This is a genomic window from Streptomyces sp. NPDC023541, from assembly GCF_055559995.1.
On the sequence record NZ_JBVHJO010000002.1, the window covers coordinates 703,617 to 723,205 of the forward strand.

Annotated in this window: 14 protein-coding genes; 10 read left to right on the forward strand and 4 right to left on the reverse strand. The window is 72.9% G+C overall.

Annotated features, from left to right (window positions below):
- The first annotated feature begins 1 nt into the window (after position 1).
- From ACZ3X1_RS07255 to ACZ3X1_RS07265, 3 genes are read left to right on the forward strand one after another with little or no spacing between them, the layout of a single operon-like run.
- Entirely contained in the window at positions 2-982 is a 981-nt protein-coding gene (locus ACZ3X1_RS07255; protein WP_467277438.1) for an ATP-binding cassette domain-containing protein, read from the forward strand.
- Positions 954-3,047, forward strand: coding sequence for a YhgE/Pip family protein (locus ACZ3X1_RS07260; RefSeq protein ID WP_467277440.1), 2,094 nt, complete (start codon positions 954-956; stop codon positions 3,045-3,047). The genes ACZ3X1_RS07255 and ACZ3X1_RS07260 overlap by 29 nt, the downstream gene beginning before the upstream one ends.
- Before the next feature lie 29 nt (positions 3,048-3,076).
- Positions 3,077-3,709 carry a TetR/AcrR family transcriptional regulator gene (locus ACZ3X1_RS07265; RefSeq protein ID WP_356813084.1) on the forward strand — a complete coding sequence of 211 codons (633 nt, stop codon included), beginning with the start codon at positions 3,077-3,079 and terminating at the stop codon, positions 3,707-3,709.
- Positions 3,710-4,228: 519 nt separating this feature from the next.
- Here the strand turns inward: ACZ3X1_RS07265 and ACZ3X1_RS07270 are convergent.
- The 4 genes from ACZ3X1_RS07270 to ACZ3X1_RS07285 form a co-directional block, all read right to left on the reverse strand.
- Positions 4,229-6,640, reverse strand: coding sequence for a transglutaminase TgpA family protein (locus ACZ3X1_RS07270; RefSeq protein ID WP_467277446.1), 2,412 nt, complete (start codon positions 6,638-6,640; stop codon positions 4,229-4,231).
- Positions 6,637-8,007, reverse strand: a complete 1,371-nt coding sequence (locus ACZ3X1_RS07275) for a DUF58 domain-containing protein (protein WP_467277449.1) — start codon at positions 8,005-8,007, stop codon at positions 6,637-6,639. Before ACZ3X1_RS07275 ends, ACZ3X1_RS07270 begins: the two co-directional genes overlap by 4 nt.
- Positions 8,007-9,017: an AAA family ATPase gene (locus tag ACZ3X1_RS07280; protein WP_356813087.1), complete on the reverse strand. Its 1,011-nt coding sequence runs from the start codon at positions 9,015-9,017 to the stop codon at positions 8,007-8,009. Before ACZ3X1_RS07280 ends, ACZ3X1_RS07275 begins: the two co-directional genes overlap by 1 nt.
- A 136-nt stretch (positions 9,018-9,153) precedes the next feature.
- Positions 9,154-9,705 (reverse strand): beta-class carbonic anhydrase, encoded by a 552-nt coding sequence (locus ACZ3X1_RS07285; protein ID WP_467277454.1) that lies wholly within the window; start codon positions 9,703-9,705, stop codon positions 9,154-9,156.
- Between the two features lie 360 nt (positions 9,706-10,065).
- Between ACZ3X1_RS07285 and rsmH the strand changes: the two genes are divergently transcribed.
- The 7 genes from rsmH (at position 10,066) to murD (ending at position 19,538) form a co-directional block, all read left to right on the forward strand.
- Positions 10,066-11,025, forward strand: coding sequence for a 16S rRNA (cytosine(1402)-N(4))-methyltransferase RsmH (gene rsmH, locus ACZ3X1_RS07290; RefSeq protein ID WP_356813089.1), 960 nt, complete (start codon positions 10,066-10,068; stop codon positions 11,023-11,025).
- On the forward strand, positions 11,022-11,555 hold the full coding sequence (ftsL, locus tag ACZ3X1_RS07295) for a cell division protein FtsL (RefSeq protein WP_362631158.1): 534 nt from the start codon (positions 11,022-11,024) through the stop codon (positions 11,553-11,555). Before rsmH ends, ftsL begins: the two co-directional genes overlap by 4 nt.
- A gap of 147 nt (positions 11,556-11,702) precedes the next feature.
- Positions 11,703-13,724: a peptidoglycan D,D-transpeptidase FtsI family protein gene (locus tag ACZ3X1_RS07300; RefSeq protein ID WP_362631157.1), complete on the forward strand. Its 2,022-nt coding sequence runs from the start codon at positions 11,703-11,705 to the stop codon at positions 13,722-13,724.
- 45 nt (positions 13,725-13,769) lie between these two features.
- Positions 13,770-15,479: a UDP-N-acetylmuramoyl-L-alanyl-D-glutamate--2,6-diaminopimelate ligase gene (locus ACZ3X1_RS07305; RefSeq protein WP_362631155.1), complete on the forward strand. Its 1,710-nt coding sequence runs from the start codon at positions 13,770-13,772 to the stop codon at positions 15,477-15,479.
- Entirely contained in the window at positions 15,476-16,906 is a 1,431-nt protein-coding gene (locus tag ACZ3X1_RS07310) for a UDP-N-acetylmuramoyl-tripeptide--D-alanyl-D-alanine ligase (RefSeq protein ID WP_356813192.1), read from the forward strand. Before ACZ3X1_RS07305 ends, ACZ3X1_RS07310 begins: the two co-directional genes overlap by 4 nt.
- Entirely contained in the window at positions 16,903-17,973 is a 1,071-nt protein-coding gene (gene mraY / locus ACZ3X1_RS07315; protein WP_356813193.1) for a phospho-N-acetylmuramoyl-pentapeptide-transferase, read from the forward strand. The genes ACZ3X1_RS07310 and mraY overlap by 4 nt, the downstream gene beginning before the upstream one ends.
- Positions 17,955-19,538 carry a UDP-N-acetylmuramoyl-L-alanine--D-glutamate ligase gene (gene murD, locus ACZ3X1_RS07320; protein WP_467277469.1) on the forward strand — a complete coding sequence of 528 codons (1,584 nt, stop codon included), beginning with the start codon at positions 17,955-17,957 and terminating at the stop codon, positions 19,536-19,538. Before mraY ends, murD begins: the two co-directional genes overlap by 19 nt.
- The last annotated feature ends 51 nt before the right edge of the window (positions 19,539-19,589 follow it).

Consider the following 19,589-nt stretch of genomic DNA (forward strand, 5'->3'; position numbering starts at 1 on the left):
CGTGGACAGCCCGCACGGCGCGGCCGTCAAGGCCGAGGACTTCGGACTCAAGGGCCCGCGCGGCTGGGCCTTCCGGGGACTCGGCCTCGACGCGGCGCCCGGCTCGCTCATCGCGGTCGAAGGCCCCTCCGGCAGCGGCCGGACCTGCCTGCTCCTTGCCCTCACCGGGCGGATGAAACCCACCGAGGGCCACGCCGAGGTCGGCCCCCACCGGCTGCCGAAGAAGATGGCCGCGGTCCGCCGGATCGCCGCCCTCGGCCCGGTCCCCGGGGTCAACGACCTCGACCAGTCCCTCACCGTCGCCGAGCAGCTGCGCGAGGGCGCCCTGCTCCAGCGCCACTACGACGCCCCGATCCGCTCCCTGCTGCGGCCCCGGGCCGAGCGCCGCACCGCCGCCTCCGCCCGGATCGAGGCCGCCCTCGACGCCGCCGGACTGGACCTCGCCACACTGCCCAAGGCCGAGCGCACCACCGTCCGGGACCTGGAACGGCTGGAGTCCGTACGGCTGTCGGTGGCCATCGCCCTGCTCGGCTCCCCGCGGCTGCTCGCCCTGGACGACCTCGACCTCAAGCTCTCGGACCCCGAACGCGGCGAGGTCTGGACCCTGCTGCGCTCGATCGCCGCCCGGGGGACCACCGTCCTCGCGGTGTGCAGCGAAGCCCCCGCCGACGCCGTGGTCCTGCGGACCGGCCCGAAGGCGGACGACGGGGCACCGGAGGAGAAGCCGAAGAGGCCCGCCGCCGACACCCCGAAGATCACGTGGGGCAAGGGGGCGAAGGACGACGCCGAGGCCGGCAAGGGAGCCGAAGAGGACGTCGAGGCGGACCCGGAGAAGGACGCCGATGCCCCCGCCGACGCGGCCGACGGCACCGACGACGGCTCCGGCACCGGAAACGACACCGATACCGACACCGACACCGACACCGAAAACGTCGACACGAAGGGGGCGGACGATGCGCTCGCCGAAGCTGGCCGCGCTTGAGCTGAAGCGGTTCGGGCGGGGAAAGCTGCCCCGGGCCGCCCTCGTCGCGCTGCTCCTGCTGCCACTGCTCTACGGAGCCCTCTACCTCTGGTCCTTCTGGGACCCGTACAGCCGCCTCGACAAGGTGCCCGTCGCCCTCGTCAACTCCGACCGGGGCGCGAGCGTCGACGGCAAGCACCTGGACGCGGGCGGCGAGATCACCAAGAAGCTCCGCGACAGCAGGACCTTCGACTGGCGGGAGGTGAGCCCCGAGAAGGCGGCCAAGGGCCTGGAGGACGGCACCTACTACCTGACCCTGACCATGCCGGCCGACTTCAGCGAGAAGATCGCCTCCAGCTCGGGCGACGACCCCACCACCGGTGCCCTCCAGGTCCGCACCAACGACGCCAACAACTACGTCGTCGGCTCCATCTCGCGCACCGTCTTCTCCGAGGTCCGCTCGGCGGCGTCCGCCAACGCCTCCCGCGGTTTCCTCGACAAGATCTTCGTCAGCTTCTCCGACCTGCACGACAAGACCGCCGAGGCCGCCGACGGCGCCGACAAGCTCAAGGACGGGGCGGGCAAGGCCCAGGAGGGCGCCAAGGAGCTCGCCGACGGCCTCGACACCGCCGGGGAGAAGAGCGGCGAGCTGGCCAACGGCCTGAAGAAGCTCAACTCGGGCGCAGCCAAGCTGGAGACCGGCACGAGGGACGTCGCGAACGGCACCCAGCTCGTCGCCGACAAGGTCAACGGCGCGGCCGACAAGGCCCGCCCCTTCGTCAAGGACCCCAAGAGCCTCGCGGCCACCGCCGAACTGGTCGCCGACAGCGCGAAGGTGGTCAACAACCACCTCGACAAGTTCGCCGAGAAGGCCCCGGCCGCCGCGGCCGCCGCCAAGCGCGCCTCCACCGGCGCCGACGCCTACTACACCAAGCACTGCGTCACCCCCGGCGGCGAACCGCACCTCGCCTCCTGCCCCGACCTGAAGAAGGTCCGGGACGACATGGCGGAGGCCGCCGAACTCAGCGGTGACGTCAGCGCCCTGGTCAAGAACGCCAACGGCGACGTGTCCAAGCTCCGCACCCAGCTGACCGACCTGGAGAACAAGGCGCGCGACCTCGCCGACAAGGCCCCCCACCTCGCCGCGGACCTCGACGCGGCCGTCGCCAAGGTCAACGCCCTCAACACCGGTGCCCACAAGGTCGCCACCGGCATGGCCGAGCTGCACACCGGCCTCGGCACCGCCACCACCGGCTCCGGCGCCCTCAGCGACGGCGTCGGCAAGCTCGGCGACGGCGCCCACCGCCTCGACGGAGGCATGTACAAGCTCGTCGACGGCACCGGCGAGCTCGCCGGCGGCCTGCACGAGGGCGTGGGCAAGATCCCCGACTACGACCAGCAGCAGCGGGACGCCCGCACCGAGGTCATGGCCGACCCGATCAAGCTCGCCAACCAGTCCCTGCACAAGGCGCCCAACTACGGCACCGGCTTCGCGCCCTACTTCATCCCGCTGTCCCTCTGGGTCGGCGCGATGGTCGCCTACATGCTGATCACCCCGATGAACAAGCGGGCCCTGTCCGCCGGCGCCTCGCCCTGGCGGATCGCCCTCGCCGGCTGGCTGCCCGTCATGGGGATCGGCGCCGCCCAGGTCGCACTGCTGATGTCCGTCCTGCACTGGGCCCCGGACCTCGGCCTGAAGATGGCCCACCCGGCCCTCACCATCGGCTTCCTGCTGCTGGTCACCGGCTGCTTCGCGGCGATCATCCAGTGGCTCAACGCCAAGTTCGGCGCGGCCGGGCGGATCCTCGTCCTCGCCGTCCTGATGCTCCAGCTGACCTCGGCCGGCGGCACCTACCCCGTCCAGACCAGTCCGGACTTCTTCAACGCCGTCCACCCCTACCTGCCGATGTCCTACGTCGTGGAGAGCCTGCGCCACCTCATCACCGGCGGCGACCTCACCCCGGTCTGGCAGGGCAGCGTGGTCCTGATGGCCTTCACGGTCGGAGCCCTCGCACTGACCGCGCTGGCCGCCCGCGGCAAGCAGGTGTGGACCATGGACCGACTGCACCCGGAACTGACCCTGTAGGGATGTGTTGACCTGTGACAATCAGCGCCATGGACAGCAGCAGCACCGGTACGGGTACCGGCGGGGGCCGTCGTCGGGCCACCCGGCAGAAGCTCTACGAAGCGGCCGTCACCCTGATCGCCGAGAAGGGCTTCTCAGCGACCACGGTCGATGAGATCGCCGAGCGGGCGGGCGTGGCGAAGGGCACCGTCTACTACAACTTCGCGAGCAAGAACGAGCTCTTCGAGGAACTGCTCCGGCACGGCGTCGGCCTGCTGACGGCATCGCTGCGAACGGCGGCCGAGGAGACCGAGGCGCGCGGCGGCAGCCGGGTCGAGGCGCTCGACGCCATGATCCGGGCGGGCCTCGTCTTCATCGACCGCTACCCCGCCTTCACCCAGCTGTACGTCGCCGAACTGTGGCGCACCAACCGCACCTGGCAGTCCACCCTGATGGTGGTCCGCCAGGAGGCGGTGGCCGTCGTGGAGAAGGTGCTGCGCGAGGGCGTCGAGCGGGGGGAGCTCAGCTCCGAGATCGACGTGCCGCTCACCGCGGCCGCGATGGTGGGGATGGTCCTGGTGGCCGCCCTGGACTGGCAGTCCTTCCAGCGGGAGCGGTCCCTCGACGACGTGCATTCGGCGCTGTCGCTGCTGCTGCGCGGCCGGGTCAGCGGAAACCGCTGAACCGCACGGCACCCCCCAGTCGGCGGTGCCGCGCGGGCGCGTCAGGCCGTACAACTGGTGGGGCCCGCCGCGGCCGCTGAGTACCCGTACCTAGCCGCGGAAATGAGTACGCGCGCGGATGGGCTCCCACCTGCGTGGACGCCAGACTGGGAGCAACGGACAGGAGACCCGGTCCGCACCGCCGACACGGGGCTGCGGAGCGGACCGGGTACCTCCTTCCGGAACCGGGAGGAGGTACGGGGGACCCGGTGGGAAAAGCGCGGACGCGGCGGGGCCCGGGGGGATCGGGCCTCGCCGCGTTCTCGCGTCCGGGGTCCGGCAGGTGGCGCGCCGGGCAGGGCGGCGTTGCGGGGGCTCCGCGTTTTCGCGTCCGCGGGTTTTGCAGGTGGTGCGCTGGGCGCGGCGCCGTTGCGGGGGCTCTGCCCCCACACCCCCTCGCCTTCCTCCGGATCCTGCCGGGCCCGCGCTGCCCGGCACCGGACAACGCGGGCTCGGCCGACAAGATCCGACAGGCACGCCCTAGCCGCGGCCCCGGAGCGGGAGGCGGAGCCGGAGGGCCGTGAGGCGGGCCGAGGCCGCCCCGGCCAGAACCGACCAGCGGGCCGAGACCGCCCAGGAGATCCGGGCCGCCGAGCGCGGCAGCAGCAGCGCCCGCAGCCGGGGCAGGCGGTCCGCCGCGGCCAGCAGGCCCGCCCGGCCCTGGAGTACGTCGTCCGCCAGGCCCGCGTACGAGACCTCCGCGCCCGGCGGCGCGTACAGGGCCCGTTCCACCGCGCCCGCCACCCGGTGCACCGCCGCGGCGGCGTCCGCTTCCAGTTGGCCCAGGTCCACGATCCGGCTCGCGGCCCGGCGCGGGGACAGCGCCTCGTCCGGGGCCACGCCCACGTCCCAGGCGGCGTCGGCCAGCTCCTGCCAGGCCGCCGGCACCTCCCCGGTCCCCAGGCGCCGGGCCCGCAGCCGGCTGCGCCACAGCAGCGGGAGCAGGGGCAGGCCCAGCACCGCGGCGACGGCCGCCGCCCAGCCGAGGACCGCCGCCAGGGACGGTCCGCCGTCCCGGGCCGCGCTCTGCTGCGGTGCGGTCGGCCCGCACTCACCGAGCTTCTTCAGCGCCGGCGGGCACTCGACGGACGCCGACGGCGCCGGAGCCGGCAGCACCGCGCCCTGCGAGGGCAGCGGCGCCGGCGCGGACGGCTGGGCCGCCGGAGCCTGCGTGCGGGAGTAGTCCGGGACGTTGAGGCCCGACCGGGGCGTCGGCTCGAACCGGGTCCAGCCCACGCCCTGGAAGTACAGCTCGGGCCAGGCGTGGGCGTCGCGCATCGACACGTTCACGACGCCGTCCGACTGCCTCTCCCCGGGAGTGAAGCCCACCGCGACGCGCGCCGGGATGCCCAGCGTGCGGGACATCGCCGCCATCGAGAACGCGAAGTGGATGCAGAAGCCCTCCTTGTCGGCGAGGAACCGGGCCACGGCCTGCGGCCCCGTCCCCGAGGCGGTCTGCGTGTCGTAGCGGAACCCGCCGCTCACGGCGAAGAAGTCCTGCAGCTTCACCGCGCGCGAGTAGTCGTCCTTCGTCCCCTGCGTCACCTGGCGGGCCGTCTCGGCGACCACCGGCGGCAGGTTGTCCGGGACCTTCGTGTACTCCTCGCGGATCGCCGGGTCCGGCGCCGGGGCCTTCTGCAGCTGCTGCGCGGTCGGCTTCAGCAGCAGGCTGCGCACGTTGTACTCGGCGCCCTGGACGGTCTGGTACTTGTCCCTGCCCAGCTGGTCGCCGACCAGGGTCCGGCCGACCGGCTCGAAGCGCCACTTGCCGCGGACGTCCACCGCGGTCGCCGGGTACGGCAGGGGGAGGTAGCGCTGGCTGTAGCGGTCCGACGCCGTGATGTTCGTGGTCACCTCGGTCGCCCCGAGGCGGACCTGGTCACCGAGACCCGGCGGGGCGGGCAGCTGCTGCGGCACGTCGGTCAGGGCCCGCCCCGACGCCTCCCACTTGGCGCCGTTGAACTCGTCGAGGGCCAGGATGCGCAGGTACTGCTCGCTCTGCTGCGGGTTGTCCGTCCGGTACCTGAGCACCACACGGTTGTCCTGCGCGTTCAGGTTGCTCTGCAGGGAGACCAGCGGGTTGACCGCCGAGATCGTGCCGCCGGACCCGCCGCTGCCCTCGCCGTCCTCGGGACCGCCGAGCAGCCCCTCGCCGAGGGCGGGTAGCGCCGCCGGCACCACCAGGGCGAGGCCCAGCGCCATGGCGCCGACGCGCCGGCCGAACCGCACCGGAGCCGTCGCCCGGCCGCCGCCGGGGCTGAGACCGGAGTCGGCCGCGCCGCTTCCGCGCGGTGCCGCTCCGAAGACCCGCCCCCACTGGGCGAGCCGGTCGCGGCCCTCGCACAGCAGCAGCATCAGGTAGCCGCAGCCCGCCATCAGGAAGGAGACCCACGAGGCCTCCCCGCCGCCCGACAGGCCCGCGGCGACCGAGTACAGCGCGAGCAGCGGCAGCCCGGCCGCGGCCGCTGTGCGCGCGGTCACCGCCAGCAGGTCCACGAGCAGGCCGATCAGCAGCACCCCGGACACCAGCAGCAGCTGGATGCCGTCCGTCAGCGGTGCCGGTATCGCGAACTCGCCGACGTCGTGGACGCCCTGCGCGAACAGCGAGCCGAAGTCCGTCACGAAGTAGGCCAGCGGCCCGCTGCCGGTGGACTCGACCTTGCCGGCGAAGAGCAGCGCGAGCAGCAGCAGCGACACCAGCAGCTGCGCGGCCACGGTCAGCGAACGCGCCAGCGGCACCCGCCGGGCGCCCGCGCCCACCGCGCTCTGCACGGCCAGCAGCAGCGCGCCCTGGAGCAGCCAGGCCTGCGACTCCACCAGCGGGCTCAGTGACCACGCGGTGAGCAGCGTCGCGAGCGCCGCGAACACCGTCAGTTTCGCCCGTCCGCTCATTCCCGGCCTCCGCTCGTCCCCGTACCGACGCGTCCGGCCCCGGCCTGGCGCCACAGCTCGCCGAAGGCCGCCCCGGGCGTGGCGGCCAGCGCCGTCCAGCCCGCGTCGCGCAGCCTGCGCAGCCGCTCCTCCAGCGGGACCACGTCGTGTCCGGGCTCGGGCCGTCCGCCCCAGGCCCCGGTGTCCAGTACGAAGGCCACCGCGCCCGAGGTGCGCTGGCGCATCTTGGCCGCCAGTTCGGTCTGTACGTCGTCCAGGTCGCCGAAGAAGGCGATGAGGAGCCCGTCGCCGCCGCCTTCGCCGAAGCCGCCGCCGCCGCGCACCGCGTCGTAGGCGCGGGAGAGCCCGGCGCCGTCGGAGTGCCCGACCACGGCGAGGGTGTCCATCATCAGCCCGGCGGCCTCCGCGGACTCGTGCCCGCCGGCGGAGAACCCGCCGCCGCCCTCGCCGGGCACCGAGCTCCCGGTGTCGGTGAGCAGCCGCGTGGAGAAGCCCTGTTCCAGGACGTGCACGAGGCTGGAGGCGGCCGCGGAGACGGCCCATTCGAAGGCGGAGTCGGGTCCCGCGCCGTCGAAGGCGAGGCGGCGGGTGTCGAGCAGGACGGTGGCCCTGCTGCGCTGGGGCTGTTCCTCGCGGCGGACCATCAGCTCGCCGTAGCGGGCGGTGGAGCGCCAGTGCACGCGGCGCAGGTCGTCGCCCCGCCGGTAGCCGCGCGGGATCACGTCGTCGTCGCCGGCCAGGGCCAGGGAGCGGCGGCTGCCGTCGCCGTAGCCGTTGGACTCGCCGGTCAGCCGGACCGGGGGGAGGGGCTCGGTGCGCGGTATGACGGTGAGGGTGTCGTAGGCGCTGAAGGAGCGGGTCAGCTCGACCAGCCCGAAGGGGTCGGTCAGCCGCAGCTGGAGCGGGCCCAGCGGGTAGCGGCCGCGCAGGTCGGAGCGGACCCGGTAGGACACCTCGCGGCGGCCGCCGGGCTCGACCCGGTCCAGGACGAACCGCGGGCGCGGGCCCAGTACGTAGGGCACCCGGTCCTGGAGCATCAGCAGGCCGGTGGGCAGCCGGGAGACGTTGTCCATGCGCAGCTGCACCCGGGCCTCGGCGCCGGCGGGCACCCGCCCGGGGGTCAGCCGGCGGCTGCCGGAGACCCGGTAACGGGTGCGGTGCAGGGCGTAGACGCACAGCAGCGGCAGGAGGGCGAGCAGCAGGCCGACGCGCAGCAGTGCGCCCTGGCCGAGGACGTAGGCGCACACGGCAGCGGCGATCCCGGCGGCCACGAAGGAACGGCCGCGGGTGGTCAGCCCGGACAGCGAGGCGCGCAGTCCGCCGCCGTCTCCCGGGCCGCCGGCGCCGCGCGGGGCACCGGCGCCCATCAGAAGCTCCGGGCGCCGGCGCCGGGCGGCATCTCGCCGCGGGCGTGCGCGGCCGGTACGGGGGTGCGCTGGAGGATCTCGCCGACGACCTGCTCGGAGGTGCGCCGGTTCAGCTGGGCCTGTGCGGTGGGCAGCAGCCGGTGCGCGAGGACCGGCGCGGCCAGCGATTGGACGTCGTCGGGCAGGACGTAGTCCCGGCCGGCGAGCGCGGCGGAGGCCTTGACGGCGCGCAGGAGGTGCAGGGTGGCCCGGGGGGAGGCGCCCAGCCGCAGGTCGGGGTGGCTGCGGGTGGCGGAGACCAGGTCGACGACGTAGCGCCGGACGGGCTCGGCGACGTAGACCTCGCGCACGGCCTCTATGAGCTTGACGATGTCGTGGGCGTGCGCGACGGACTGGAGGTCGTCGAGCGGGTTGACCCCGCCGTGCACGTCGAGCATCTGGAGCTCGGCCTCGGGGCTGGGGTAGCCGACGGACACGCGGGCCATGAAGCGGTCGCGCTGGGCTTCGGGCAGCGGGTAGGTGCCCTCCATCTCCACCGGGTTCTGGGTGGCGACGACCATGAAGGGGCTGGGCAGCGTGTAGGTGGTGCCGTCGATGGTGACCTGGCGTTCCTCCATCGACTCCAGCAGCGCGGACTGGGTCTTCGGCGAGGCGCGGTTGATCTCGTCGCCGATGACGATCTGCGCGAAGATCGCGCCCGGCTTGAACTCGAACTCGCGGCGCTGCTGGTCGTAGATGCTGACGCCCGTGATGTCGGACGGCAGCAGGTCCGGCGTGAACTGGATGCGCTGCACCGAGCAGTCGATGGACTTGGCCAGCGTCTTCGCGAGCATCGTCTTGCCCACGCCGGGCACGTCCTCGATCAGCAGGTGCCCCTCGGCGAGGAGCACGGTCAGCGCGAGGCGAACGACCTCGGGCTTGCCCTCGATCACGCTCTCGACCGACCGGCGGACCCGCTCCGCCGTGCTGGTCAGATCCGCGAGGCTCGCTCGGTCGTCATACGTCGTCACCTGGTTCTCCTCGGCCCATTTCTCAGGGCCGACGCCCTTGGCGCATGACCGGCCCACCCCGAAACACGGACACCGGACCCGGGGTTCCCGGGTGGTGTCCCCCCGCATTGTTGACGGCGTTACGGCCTTGTGTCACTCAGGAGCTGGGATCGATCTCCCGGAGGAGCCCGGTGTGCACGTCGAAGACGAAGCCTCGCACATCGTCCTTGTGCGGCAGGAACGGGTTGGTGCGGACCCGCTGCATGGACTGGCGTACGTCCTGGTCGACGTCCCGGAACGCCTCGACGGCCCAGGAGGGGCGCTGGCCGACCTCGTCCTCCAGCTCGTGCCGGAAGTCCTCGGTCAGGCTTTCGAGACCGCAGCCGGTGTGGTGGATGAGTATCACCGTGCGGGTGCCGAGGGCCCGCTGGCTGATGGTGAGGGAGCGGATGGTGTCGTCGGTGACCACGCCGCCCGCGTTGCGGATGGTGTGGCAGTCGCCGAGCTCCAGGCCGAGGGCCTTGTGCAGGTCGAGGCGGGCGTCCATACAGGCCACGACGGCCACGTGGAGCACGGGGCGGGCGTCCATGCCGGGGTCGGTGAACTTGGCGGCGTAACGCTGGTTCGCCTCGACCAGCCGGTCGGTGACGGATCCGCCGACGGATGCCTCGGGTGCGGATTCTGCAGGCAGGGATGCGGAAGTCGTCATGGGTACGACGTTAATGGTCACGGGCGCCGACGGCCTCGCGTGAGGTTGGACAAAGAACGTCAACGGGGCTTGTTGTGAGCTAACCCACAGGGGTGGGCGGGAGTCGGCCGTCCGGGTGGTTCGGGAGCTTTTGGGGCTTCGGTCCGAGAGGCGCGTACGGCGCGCGGGCCGGTTCGTTGACCGCGGCGACCGTTGCACTAAAGTGACGCGAACCGGCCGGAGCCCGGCCCTGACCGGCCGCCGGCCACCGATGAAGACTCCGCGTGCGCGGCGCGTACGTACGGCCCGGCCCTCTTCCGCTCACCGGCCGGGGGAGCGGGCGGTGCGTACGCACGCCGCGCCGTTATCTGAGAGGGCGCTTTGACTAGCGAGTCCCGACATGTCCCGGTGATGCTCCAGCGGTGCCTGGACCTGTTGGCCCCGGCGCTGGAGAGGCCGGGGGCCGTCGTCGTCGACTGCACCCTCGGGCTCGGCGGCCACAGCGAGGCCCTGCTGACCCGGTTCCCCGACGTCCGCCTGATCGGCCTCGACCGCGACAAGGAGGCCCTGCGGCTCTCCGGCGAACGGCTCGCCCGCTTCGGCGACCGGGCCACCCTCGTCCACGCGATCTACGCGGACCTCGCCGAGGTACTCGACGGTCTGGGCCTCCCGGCCGTCCAGGGCATCCTCTTCGACCTGGGCGTCTCCTCCATGCAGCTGGACGAGGCCGACCGCGGGTTCGCGTACGCGCAGGACGCGCCGCTGGACATGCGCATGGACCAGACGACGGGCATCAGCGCCGCCGAGGTCCTCAACACCTACGCGCCGGGCGAGCTCGTGCGGATCCTGCGCCAGTACGGCGAGGAGAAGCAGGCCAAGCGGATCGTGTCCGCGATCGTCCGCGAACGCGAGAAGGCCCCCTTCAGCAACAGCGCCCGGCTGGTCGAGCTCATCCGCGACGCCCTGCCCCAGGCCGCCAAGCGGACCGGCGGCAATCCGGCGAAGCGCACCTTCCAGGCGCTTCGGATCGAGGTCAACGGCGAACTGTCCGGGCTGGAGCGGGCCATCCCGGCCGCCGTGGACCGGATCGCGGTCGGCGGCCGGATCGCGGTCCTCTCCTACCACTCGCTGGAGGACCGGCTGGTCAAGCAGGTCTTCTCGGCGGGCGCCACCTCCACCGCCCCGCCCGGGCTGCCGGTGGTGCCGGAGAAGTACCAGCCGAAGCTCAAACTGCTCACGCGCGGGGCGGAGCTGCCGACCGAGGAGGAGATCGCCGAGAACCGGCGGGCCGCCCCGGCGAGGTTCCGGGGGGTCGAACGCATCCGGGAGGCGCGACTGTGACCAAGGCCGGGAAGGTCGCCACGCTGACCCGCGGGCAGGCGGCCCGCATCGGGCGGGCCCTCGGCGCCCGCCCGGCCCGGCCGCGGCCCGGCGGGCAGGCGGCCCGGATGCCGTTCGTCCTACTGGTCGTCGCCCTGCTCGCCGGCGGGCTGATCAGCCTGCTGCTGCTGAACTCCGCGCTCAACGAGGGCTCCTTCCAGCTGACCCGGCTGAAGAAGGAGACCACCGCCCTCACCGACGAGGAGCAGGCCCTCCAGCGCGACGTGGACGCCCACTCCGCCCCCGACGCACTCCAGCGCCGTGCGCGTGAGCTGGGCCTGGTCCCGGGCGGCAGCCCCGTCTTCATCGGCCCCGACGGCAAGGTCGCCGGCAGCGTCTCGGTGGCCGAGGCGCCGCCGTCGCCCACCCCGGCCCCGACGACGACGCCGCCCGCGCAGGCCGGACCGGGCCCGGCCCCGGCCGCTCCCCCGGCCCCGGCCCAGCCGGCTCCCACCGCTACCCCGCAGTCCAGCCAGACCCCTGGAAGGTGACGTCGTGACGCGGATCCCGTCTGAACCAGCCTCGCCGGTGCGTGAGGCGCGGGGTCGGGGGCGGAGCCCCGGAAAGCCCGCAGCCCTGTTCCACGGCCACCGCACCGGCACGGGAACCGGCACCGGCACACCGCGGACGGTGGCCGGGTGAGCCCGCAGGACCCGCCGCGGCGGCGGGTGCCGGGGCCGGCCAGGCCGTCGCGGCCGGGCGACCGGACCCGCGCCACCGCCCGCCCGGCCTCCCGCCCGGCGACGCGCCGCCCCTCCGGCCCCAGCAAGCCCCACACCATCCGGCTCGGCAGCCCCCGGCCCCGGCTGCGCCTGGTCGGCGTGGGCCTGACCCTCGTCATGCTCGCTTTCGTCGTCCGGCTGCTCCAGGTGCAGGCCGTCGACGCCTCGTCCTTCTCCGCGGCGGCCTCCAAGAACCGCTACACCAACGTCAAGCTGGCCGCCGAGCGCGGTGAGATCACCGACCGCAAGGGCGTGGCCCTCGCCACCAGCGTCGACGCGTACGACATCACCGCCGACCCGAAGATGTTCACCCCGCAGGACAGCAAGGCCCCCGACGCCCCCGAGCAGGCCGCCGCGCTGCTGGCGCCGATCCTCGGCAAGGACGCCAAGGAGCTCGCGGACAAGCTCAGGACCAAGAACAGCCGGTACGTGGTCCTCGCCCAGCGCCAGACCCCGCAGGTCTGGAACCAGATCAAGGACCTCAAGCGGGTCTTCTCCGAGAAGGCGACCGCCGACAAGAAGAACAACGCGCCCGGAGCCAACGTCCTGGCCGGCGTGTTCAAGGAGGACAGCAGCAAGCGCGTGTACCCGGGCGGTGACCTCGCCGCCGGGATACTGGGTTACGTCAACGCCGAGGGCAGGGGCGCCGGCGGGCTGGAATCCTCCCTCGACAAGAAGCTGGCCGGCAAGGACGGGGAGATCACCTACGCCCAGTCCGGCGGCCGCAAGGTCCCCACCGCCGGCTCCAGCGAGAAGCCCGCCGTCCCCGGCGACGACATCGAGCTGACCATCGACCGGGACATCCAGTGGGCGGCGCAGAGCGCCATCGCCGAGCAGGTGCAGAAGTCCGAGGCCGACCGCGGCTACGTCATCGTCCAGGACACCCGCACCGGCGAGGTACTGGCCATGGCCAACGCCCCCGGCTTCGACCCCAACGACCTGACCCGGGCCAGCTCCGCCGCCATGGGCAACGCCGCGCTCCAGGACGTGTACGAGCCCGGCTCCACCGCCAAGGTGATGTCGATGGCGGCCGTGCTGGAGGAGAAGAAGGCGACCCCCGACACCCGCGTCGAGGTCCCCAACCGGCTGCACCGCGGCGACCGGCTCTTCAAGGACGACATCGACCACCCGACCTGGTACCTGACCCTCAACGGGGTCCTCGCCAAGTCCTCCAACATCGGCACCATCCTGGCCACCGGCCAGCTCGGCCCCACCCAGGCCGAGTCCAACGAGGTCCTGCACTCGTACCTGACGAAGTTCGGCATCGGCCGGCCCACCGGCCTGGACTACCCGGGCGAGTCCCGCGGCATCCTCGCCCGGCCGCAGGACTGGTCCACCTCCCAGCAGTACACGATCCCTTTCGGCCAGGGACTGTCCCTCAACGCCATGCAGGCGGCCTCCGTGTACTCGACCATCGCCAACGGCGGGGTCCGCATCGAGCCGACGCTGGTCCGCGGCACCAAGGGCCCCGACGGCCGCTTCACCCCGGCCCCGGCTCCCGAACAGAACCGTGTGATCAGCCAGGAGACCGCCAAGACCCTCGCCGAGATGCTCGAATCCGTCGTCGACGACCAGGAGGGCACCGGAACCAAGGCGAAGATCCCCGGCTACCGGGTCGGCGGCAAGACCGGCACCTCCAACCGGGTGGATCCGGCCACCGGCCGCTACAAGGGATACACCGCATCCTTCGCCGGTTTCGCCCCGGCGGACAATCCGCGCATCACCGTCTACTGCGCCATCCAGAACCCCACCAAGGGCAGCTATTTCGGCGGCCAGATCTGCGGCCCCATCTACAAGAAGGTCATGGAGTTCGCCCTCAAAACCCTCCAGGTCGCCCCCACCGGCACCGCCCCCGCGGGGCTCCCGGTCACCTACGAGCCCGGCCCGCAGCCCGCCCAGCAGCCCGCCCCGCAGCCCAGTCCGCAGCCCGGCCAGTGACCCACGGCCGCGGCCTGCCCGCCAGAAAAGCGTGAGGCACCATCAGTGACAACGATCACCCCGAAACCCGGGAACCGACCGGACGCCGCAGCCGGGGCCGGGCCCTCACTTCGCGGCCCGGCCGCCGGGCCCGGTACGCTCACCGCCGTGCCCCACGCTGATCAGCCCAGAACCACCCAGCAAGACGCCCCGGCAGCGCCGCCGGGAGCGCCCAGGCCCGCGTCCGCCACTCCGAGCCCGCTGGGCGAGCTGGCCGCGCTGCTGGGCATCCCGTCGCCAGGCGCTGCGCAGATCACCGGGATCACGCACGACTCCCGTGCGGTCCGCCCCGGAGACCTGTACGCGGCCCTGCCGGGCGCCAGGACCCACGGCGCCGACTTCGCCGCCCAGGCAGCCGGCCTCGGCGCCGCCGCCGTGCTGACCGACCCCGCCGGCGCCGAGCGCGCCGCCGCGACCGGCCTGCCGGTACTGGCCGTCCCCGACCCGCGCGGCCGGATGGGCGAGCTCGCCGCCGCGATCTACGGCCGGCCCGGCGAGGACCTGCTCCAGATCGGCATCACCGGAACCTCCGGCAAGACCACCACGGCGTACCTCGTCGAAGGCGGCCTGCGCGCGGCGGGCCGCAGCACCGGACTGGTCGGCACCGTCGAGATGCGCATCGGCGACGAGCGCATCAAGTCCGAGCGGACCACCCCCGAGGCCACCGACCTCCAGGCCCTCTTCGCCGTCATGCGCGAACGCGGCGTCGAGGCCGTGGCCATGGAGGTCTCCAGCCACGCCCTGGTACTCGGCCGCGTCGACGGCTGCGTCTTCGACGTCGCCGTCTTCAACAACCTGAGCCCCGAGCACATGGAGTTCCACTCCGACATGGAGGACTACTTCCAGGCGAAGGCGGGGCTGTTCACCCCCCGCCGGGCCCGCCTGGGCGTGGTGAACCTCGACGACGAGTACGGCCGCCGCCTGGCCGAGGAGGCGACCGTCCCCGTCGTCACCTTCTCCGCCGCGGGCGACCCGGCCGCCGACTGGCGCGCCGAGGACGTCGTCACCGGCCACATGGACTCCACGCTGACGCTGGTCGGCCCCGAGGGACAGCGCGTACGGGCCAAGGCCCCGCTGCCCGGCCCCTTCAACGTCGCCAACACCGTCGCCGCGATCGTCACGCTCGCCGCCGCCGGCCTCGACCCGCAGACCGCCGCCGACGGCGTCGCCGCCGTCCCGGGGGTCCCCGGCCGGCTGGAGCGGGTGGACGCCGGGCAGCCGTACCTCGCCGTCGTCGACTACGCGCACAAGACGGACGCCGTCGAGTCGGTGCTGCGCGCGCTGCGCGAGGTCACCACCGGCAAGCTGCACATCGTGCTCGGCTGCGGCGGCGACCGCGACACCACCAAGCGGGCCCCGATGGGCGCCGCGGCCGCCCGGTTCGCCGACGTGGCCGTCCTGACCTCCGACAACCCGCGCTCCGAGGACCCGCTCGCGATCCTCGCCGCGATGTTCGGCGGCGCCGTGTCCGTACCGCCCGCCGAGCGCGGAACCGTCCTCGTCGACGCCGACCGGGCGGCGGCCGTCGCCGCCGCCGTCGCGCGCGCCGAGCCCGGCGACACCGTGCTCGTGGCGGGCAAGGGCCACGAACAGGGCCAGGACACCGCAGGGGTCGTCCGGCCCTTCGACGACCGCACGGTGCTCCGCGCCGCGATCGAACACCAACTCGTGCTCGATCGAACGACCCAGGTCCGACAGGCCGAGGTGAACCAGTGATCGCCCTTTCCCTCGCCGAGATCGCCGACATCACCGGCGGGCGGCCCCACGACATACCGGATCCGTCCGTCCAGGTCACCGGTCCCGTCGTCTACGACTCCCGCGAGGTCCGCCCCGGCAGCCTGTTCGCCGCCTTCCTCGGCGAGCGGGTCGACGGGCACGACTACGCCGAAGGCGCGTTCGCCGCCGGCGCCGTCGGCGTCCTCGCGACCCGGCCCGTCGGCGTCCCGGCCATCGTCGTCCCCGACGTGGTGGCCGCCCTCGGTGCGCTTGCCCGGGCCGTCGTCGCCCGCCTGGGCACCGACGTCGTCGCCCTCACCGGGTCCGCCGGCAAGACCTCCACCAAGGACCTCATCGCGCAGGTGCTCCAGCACCACGCGCCGACCGTGTGGACCCCCGGGAACCTCAACAACGAGATCGGCCTGCCGATCACGACGCTGCGCGTCACCGAGGACACCCAGCACCTCGTCCTGGAGATGGGCGCCCGCGGCATCGGCCACATCCGCTACCTCACCGGACTGACGCCCCCTCGGATCGGTCTGGTCCTCAACGTCGGCACCGCGCACATCGGCGAGTTCGGCGGACGCGAGCAGATCGCACAGGCCAAGGGCGAGCTCGTCGAGGCGCTGCCGGCCGAGGCTGAGGGCGGCGTCGCCGTCCTCAACGCCGATGACCTGCTGGTTCGTTCCATGGCCGCGCGTACCAAGGCCCGTACGGTCCTGTTCGGCGAGGCCGACGACGCCGAAATCCGGGCCACGGAAGTCCGCATGACGGACAAGGGGCAGCCTTCCTTCACACTGCACACACCGACCGGGTGCAGCGACGTGACCTTGCGGCTGTACGGTGAGCACCACGTGTCGAACGCGCTTGCCGCGGCCGCCGTCGCCCACGTCCTGGGCATGTCCGTCGAGGAGATCGCCACCGCGCTCTCCGGGGCGGGCACGCTGTCACGGTGGCGGATGGAGGTCACCGAGCGGGCGGACGGTGTGACGATCGTCAACGACGCCTACAACGCGAACCCGGAGTCCATGCGGGCCGCACTGCGCGCGCTCGCCGCGATGGGCGGTGGCGGCAGGGCGAACGGGGGGCGCACGTGGGCGGTGCTCGGCCCGATGGCCGAGCTCGGAGACGACGCTCTCGCCGAGCACGACGCGGTCGGACGACTTGTCGTCCGGCTCAACGTGAGCAAGCTCGTCGCGGTCGGGGGCAGGGAAGCCTCCTGGCTGCAACTGGGCGCATATAACGAGGGTTCGTGGGGTGAGGAGTCGGTGCTCGTGTCCGACGCGCAGGCGGCGGTCGACCTGTTGCGCAGTGAACTGCGCCCGGGTGACGTCGTGCTGGTGAAGGCTTCCAGGTCGGCCGGTCTGGAGCGGGTGGCGCAGGCCCTGCTCGAGGGCACTGTCGAGGGCGAGGTCGCCGGCCGATGAGGCAGATCCTGTTCGCCGGTGTCATCGGCATGTTCCTGACCGTCGTCGGCACCCCGCTGCTGATCAAGCTGCTCGCCCGCAAGGGCTACGGCCAGTTCATCCGCGACGACGGCCCGCGCGGCCACGCCGGCAAGAAGGGCACGCCCACCATGGGCGGCATCTCCTTCATCCTGGCCACGCTCGTCGCCTACGCCCTGACGAAGATCCTCACCGGCTCCGAGCCGAGCTTCTCGGGCCTGCTCGTGCTCTTCCTGATGGCTGGCATGGGCCTGGTCGGCTACCTCGACGACTACATCAAGATCGTCAAGCGGCGGTCGCTGGGCCTGCGGGCCAAGGCCAAGATGGCCGGCCAGCTGATCGTCGGCATCGCCTTCGCGGTGCTCGCACTCCAGTTCAAGGACTCGCGGGGACTGACCCCGGCCTCCACCAAGCTGTCGTTCGTCACGGACTTCGGCTGGTCGATCGGCCCGGTGCTCTTCGTGGTCTGGGCACTGTTCATGATCCTGGCCATGTCCAACGGCGTGAACCTCACCGACGGTCTGGACGGTCTGGCCACCGGCGCCGCCGTGATGGTCTTCGGCGCCTACACCTTCATCGGCGTCTGGCAGTTCCAGGAGTCGTGCGCGATGGCGGCCGACCTCACCAACCCGAACGCCTGCTTCGAGGTGCGAGACCCCCTCGACCTGGCCGTCGTCGCCTCCGCCCTCATGGGCGCCTGCTTCGGCTTCCTGTGGTGGAACACCTCGCCGGCCAAGATCTTCATGGGCGACACCGGTTCGCTGGCCCTCGGCGGCGCGCTCGCCGGCCTCGCCATCTGCTCCCGCACGGAGTTCCTGATGGCGCTCCTCGGCGGCCTCTTCGTACTCATCACGATGTCGGTCGTCATCCAGGTCGGCTCTTTCAAGCTGACCGGGAAGCGCGTCTTCCGGATGGCGCCGCTCCAGCACCACTTCGAACTCAAGGGCTGGTCCGAGGTCCTCGTCGTGGTCCGCTTCTGGATCATCCAGGGCATGTGCGTGATCGTGGGTCTCGGTCTCTTCTACGCGGGATGGGCAGCCGACAAGTGAGCGCCACCGACCTGGCCGGCGTGCTCGGCCCCGACGCCCTGGGCCGGTTCGGACTGCCGGGCCGGATCACCGTTGCAGGGCTCGGCATCAGCGGCATCAGCGCCGCCCGGGCACTGGCCGGGCTGGGCGCGCGCGTGACCGTCGTCGACAACGGCGACGGTGACGCGCACCGCGCAAGGGCCGCAGAGCTGGCGGAGCTCGGCATCGAGGTCCGTCTCGGCCACCTCCCCGACGGAGCCCCGGCGGGCGAGACCCTGCCCGAGGGCACCGAACTGGTCGTCACCTCGCCGGGCTGGCAGCCGCAGAGCCCGCTCTTCCTGGCCGCCGCCGCGGCCGGCGTCGACGTCGTCGGCGACGTCGAGATCGCCTGGCGGCTGCGCGCAGCCGGCGCGGAGCTCCGTGCCGCCCGCCGGGCCGCGGCGCAAGGGGCCGACGGGGCCGCAGCCGGCGACCGGGCCCCCGCCGGGCCGGCCGAATGGCTCGCGATCACCGGGACCAACGGCAAGACCACCACCACGCAGATGCTGGCCTCGATCCTGAAGGCCGCCGGCCTGCGCACCGCCGCCGTCGGCAACATCGGGACCCCGATCATCGACGTGGTGCTCGGCGAGCAGGAGTACGACGTGCTCGCCGTCGAACTCTCCAGCTACCAGCTGCACTGGGCGCCCTCGCTGCGCGTCCACTCGGCGGCCGTCCTCAACCTGGCGCCCGACCACCTCGACTGGCACGGCTCCATGCAGGCGTACGCCGCGGACAAGGGCCGGATCTACGAGGGCAACACGGTGGCCTGCGTCTACAACGTGGCCGACAAGGCCACCGAGGACCTGGTCGTCGAGGCCGACGTCGAAGAGGGCTGCCGCGCGATCGGCTTCACCCTCGGGGCCCCCGGCCCCTCCATGCTCGGCGTCGTCGACGGCATCCTCGTCGACCGGGCCTTCGTGGAGAACCGGCAGAAGAACGCCCAGGAGCTCGCCGAGGTCAAGGACGTCAATCCGCCGGCCCCGCACAACATCGCCAACGCGCTCGCCGCCGCGGCCCTGGCCCGCGCCTTCGGTGTGGAGCCGCGCGCGGTCCGCGACGGGCTGCGCGACTTCCGTCCGGACGCCCACCGGGTCGCCCGGGTGGACGAGGTCGGCTCCGTCGTCTATGTCGACGACTCCAAGGCCACCAACACCCACGCGGCGGAGGCCTCCCTCGCCTCTTTCGACAAGGTCGTGTGGATCGCCGGCGGCCTGGCCAAGGGCGCGACCTTCGACGAACTCGTGCGGAAGTCGGCCGAGCGGATGCGCGGCGTCGTCCTGATCGGCGCCGACCGGGCGCTGATCGCCGAGGCGCTGGCGCGACACGCCCCCGAGGTCCCGGTCGTCGACCTCGACCGGACCGACACTGGGGCGATGCTCGCAGCGGTCCGGGAGGCGGCCGCGCTCGCCGAGCCCGGCGACACGGTCCTGCTGGCACCGGCCTGCGCCTCGATGGACATGTTCGCGAACTACAACAAGCGTGGGGAAGCGTTCGCCGACGCGGTGCGCGAACTGGCCGCCGAGAGCGCCGCGGACACTGCCTAGGCCGGGGGCGCCGGGACAGGTTCCCTCCGGCCGGATGCTCGCCTCGTACGA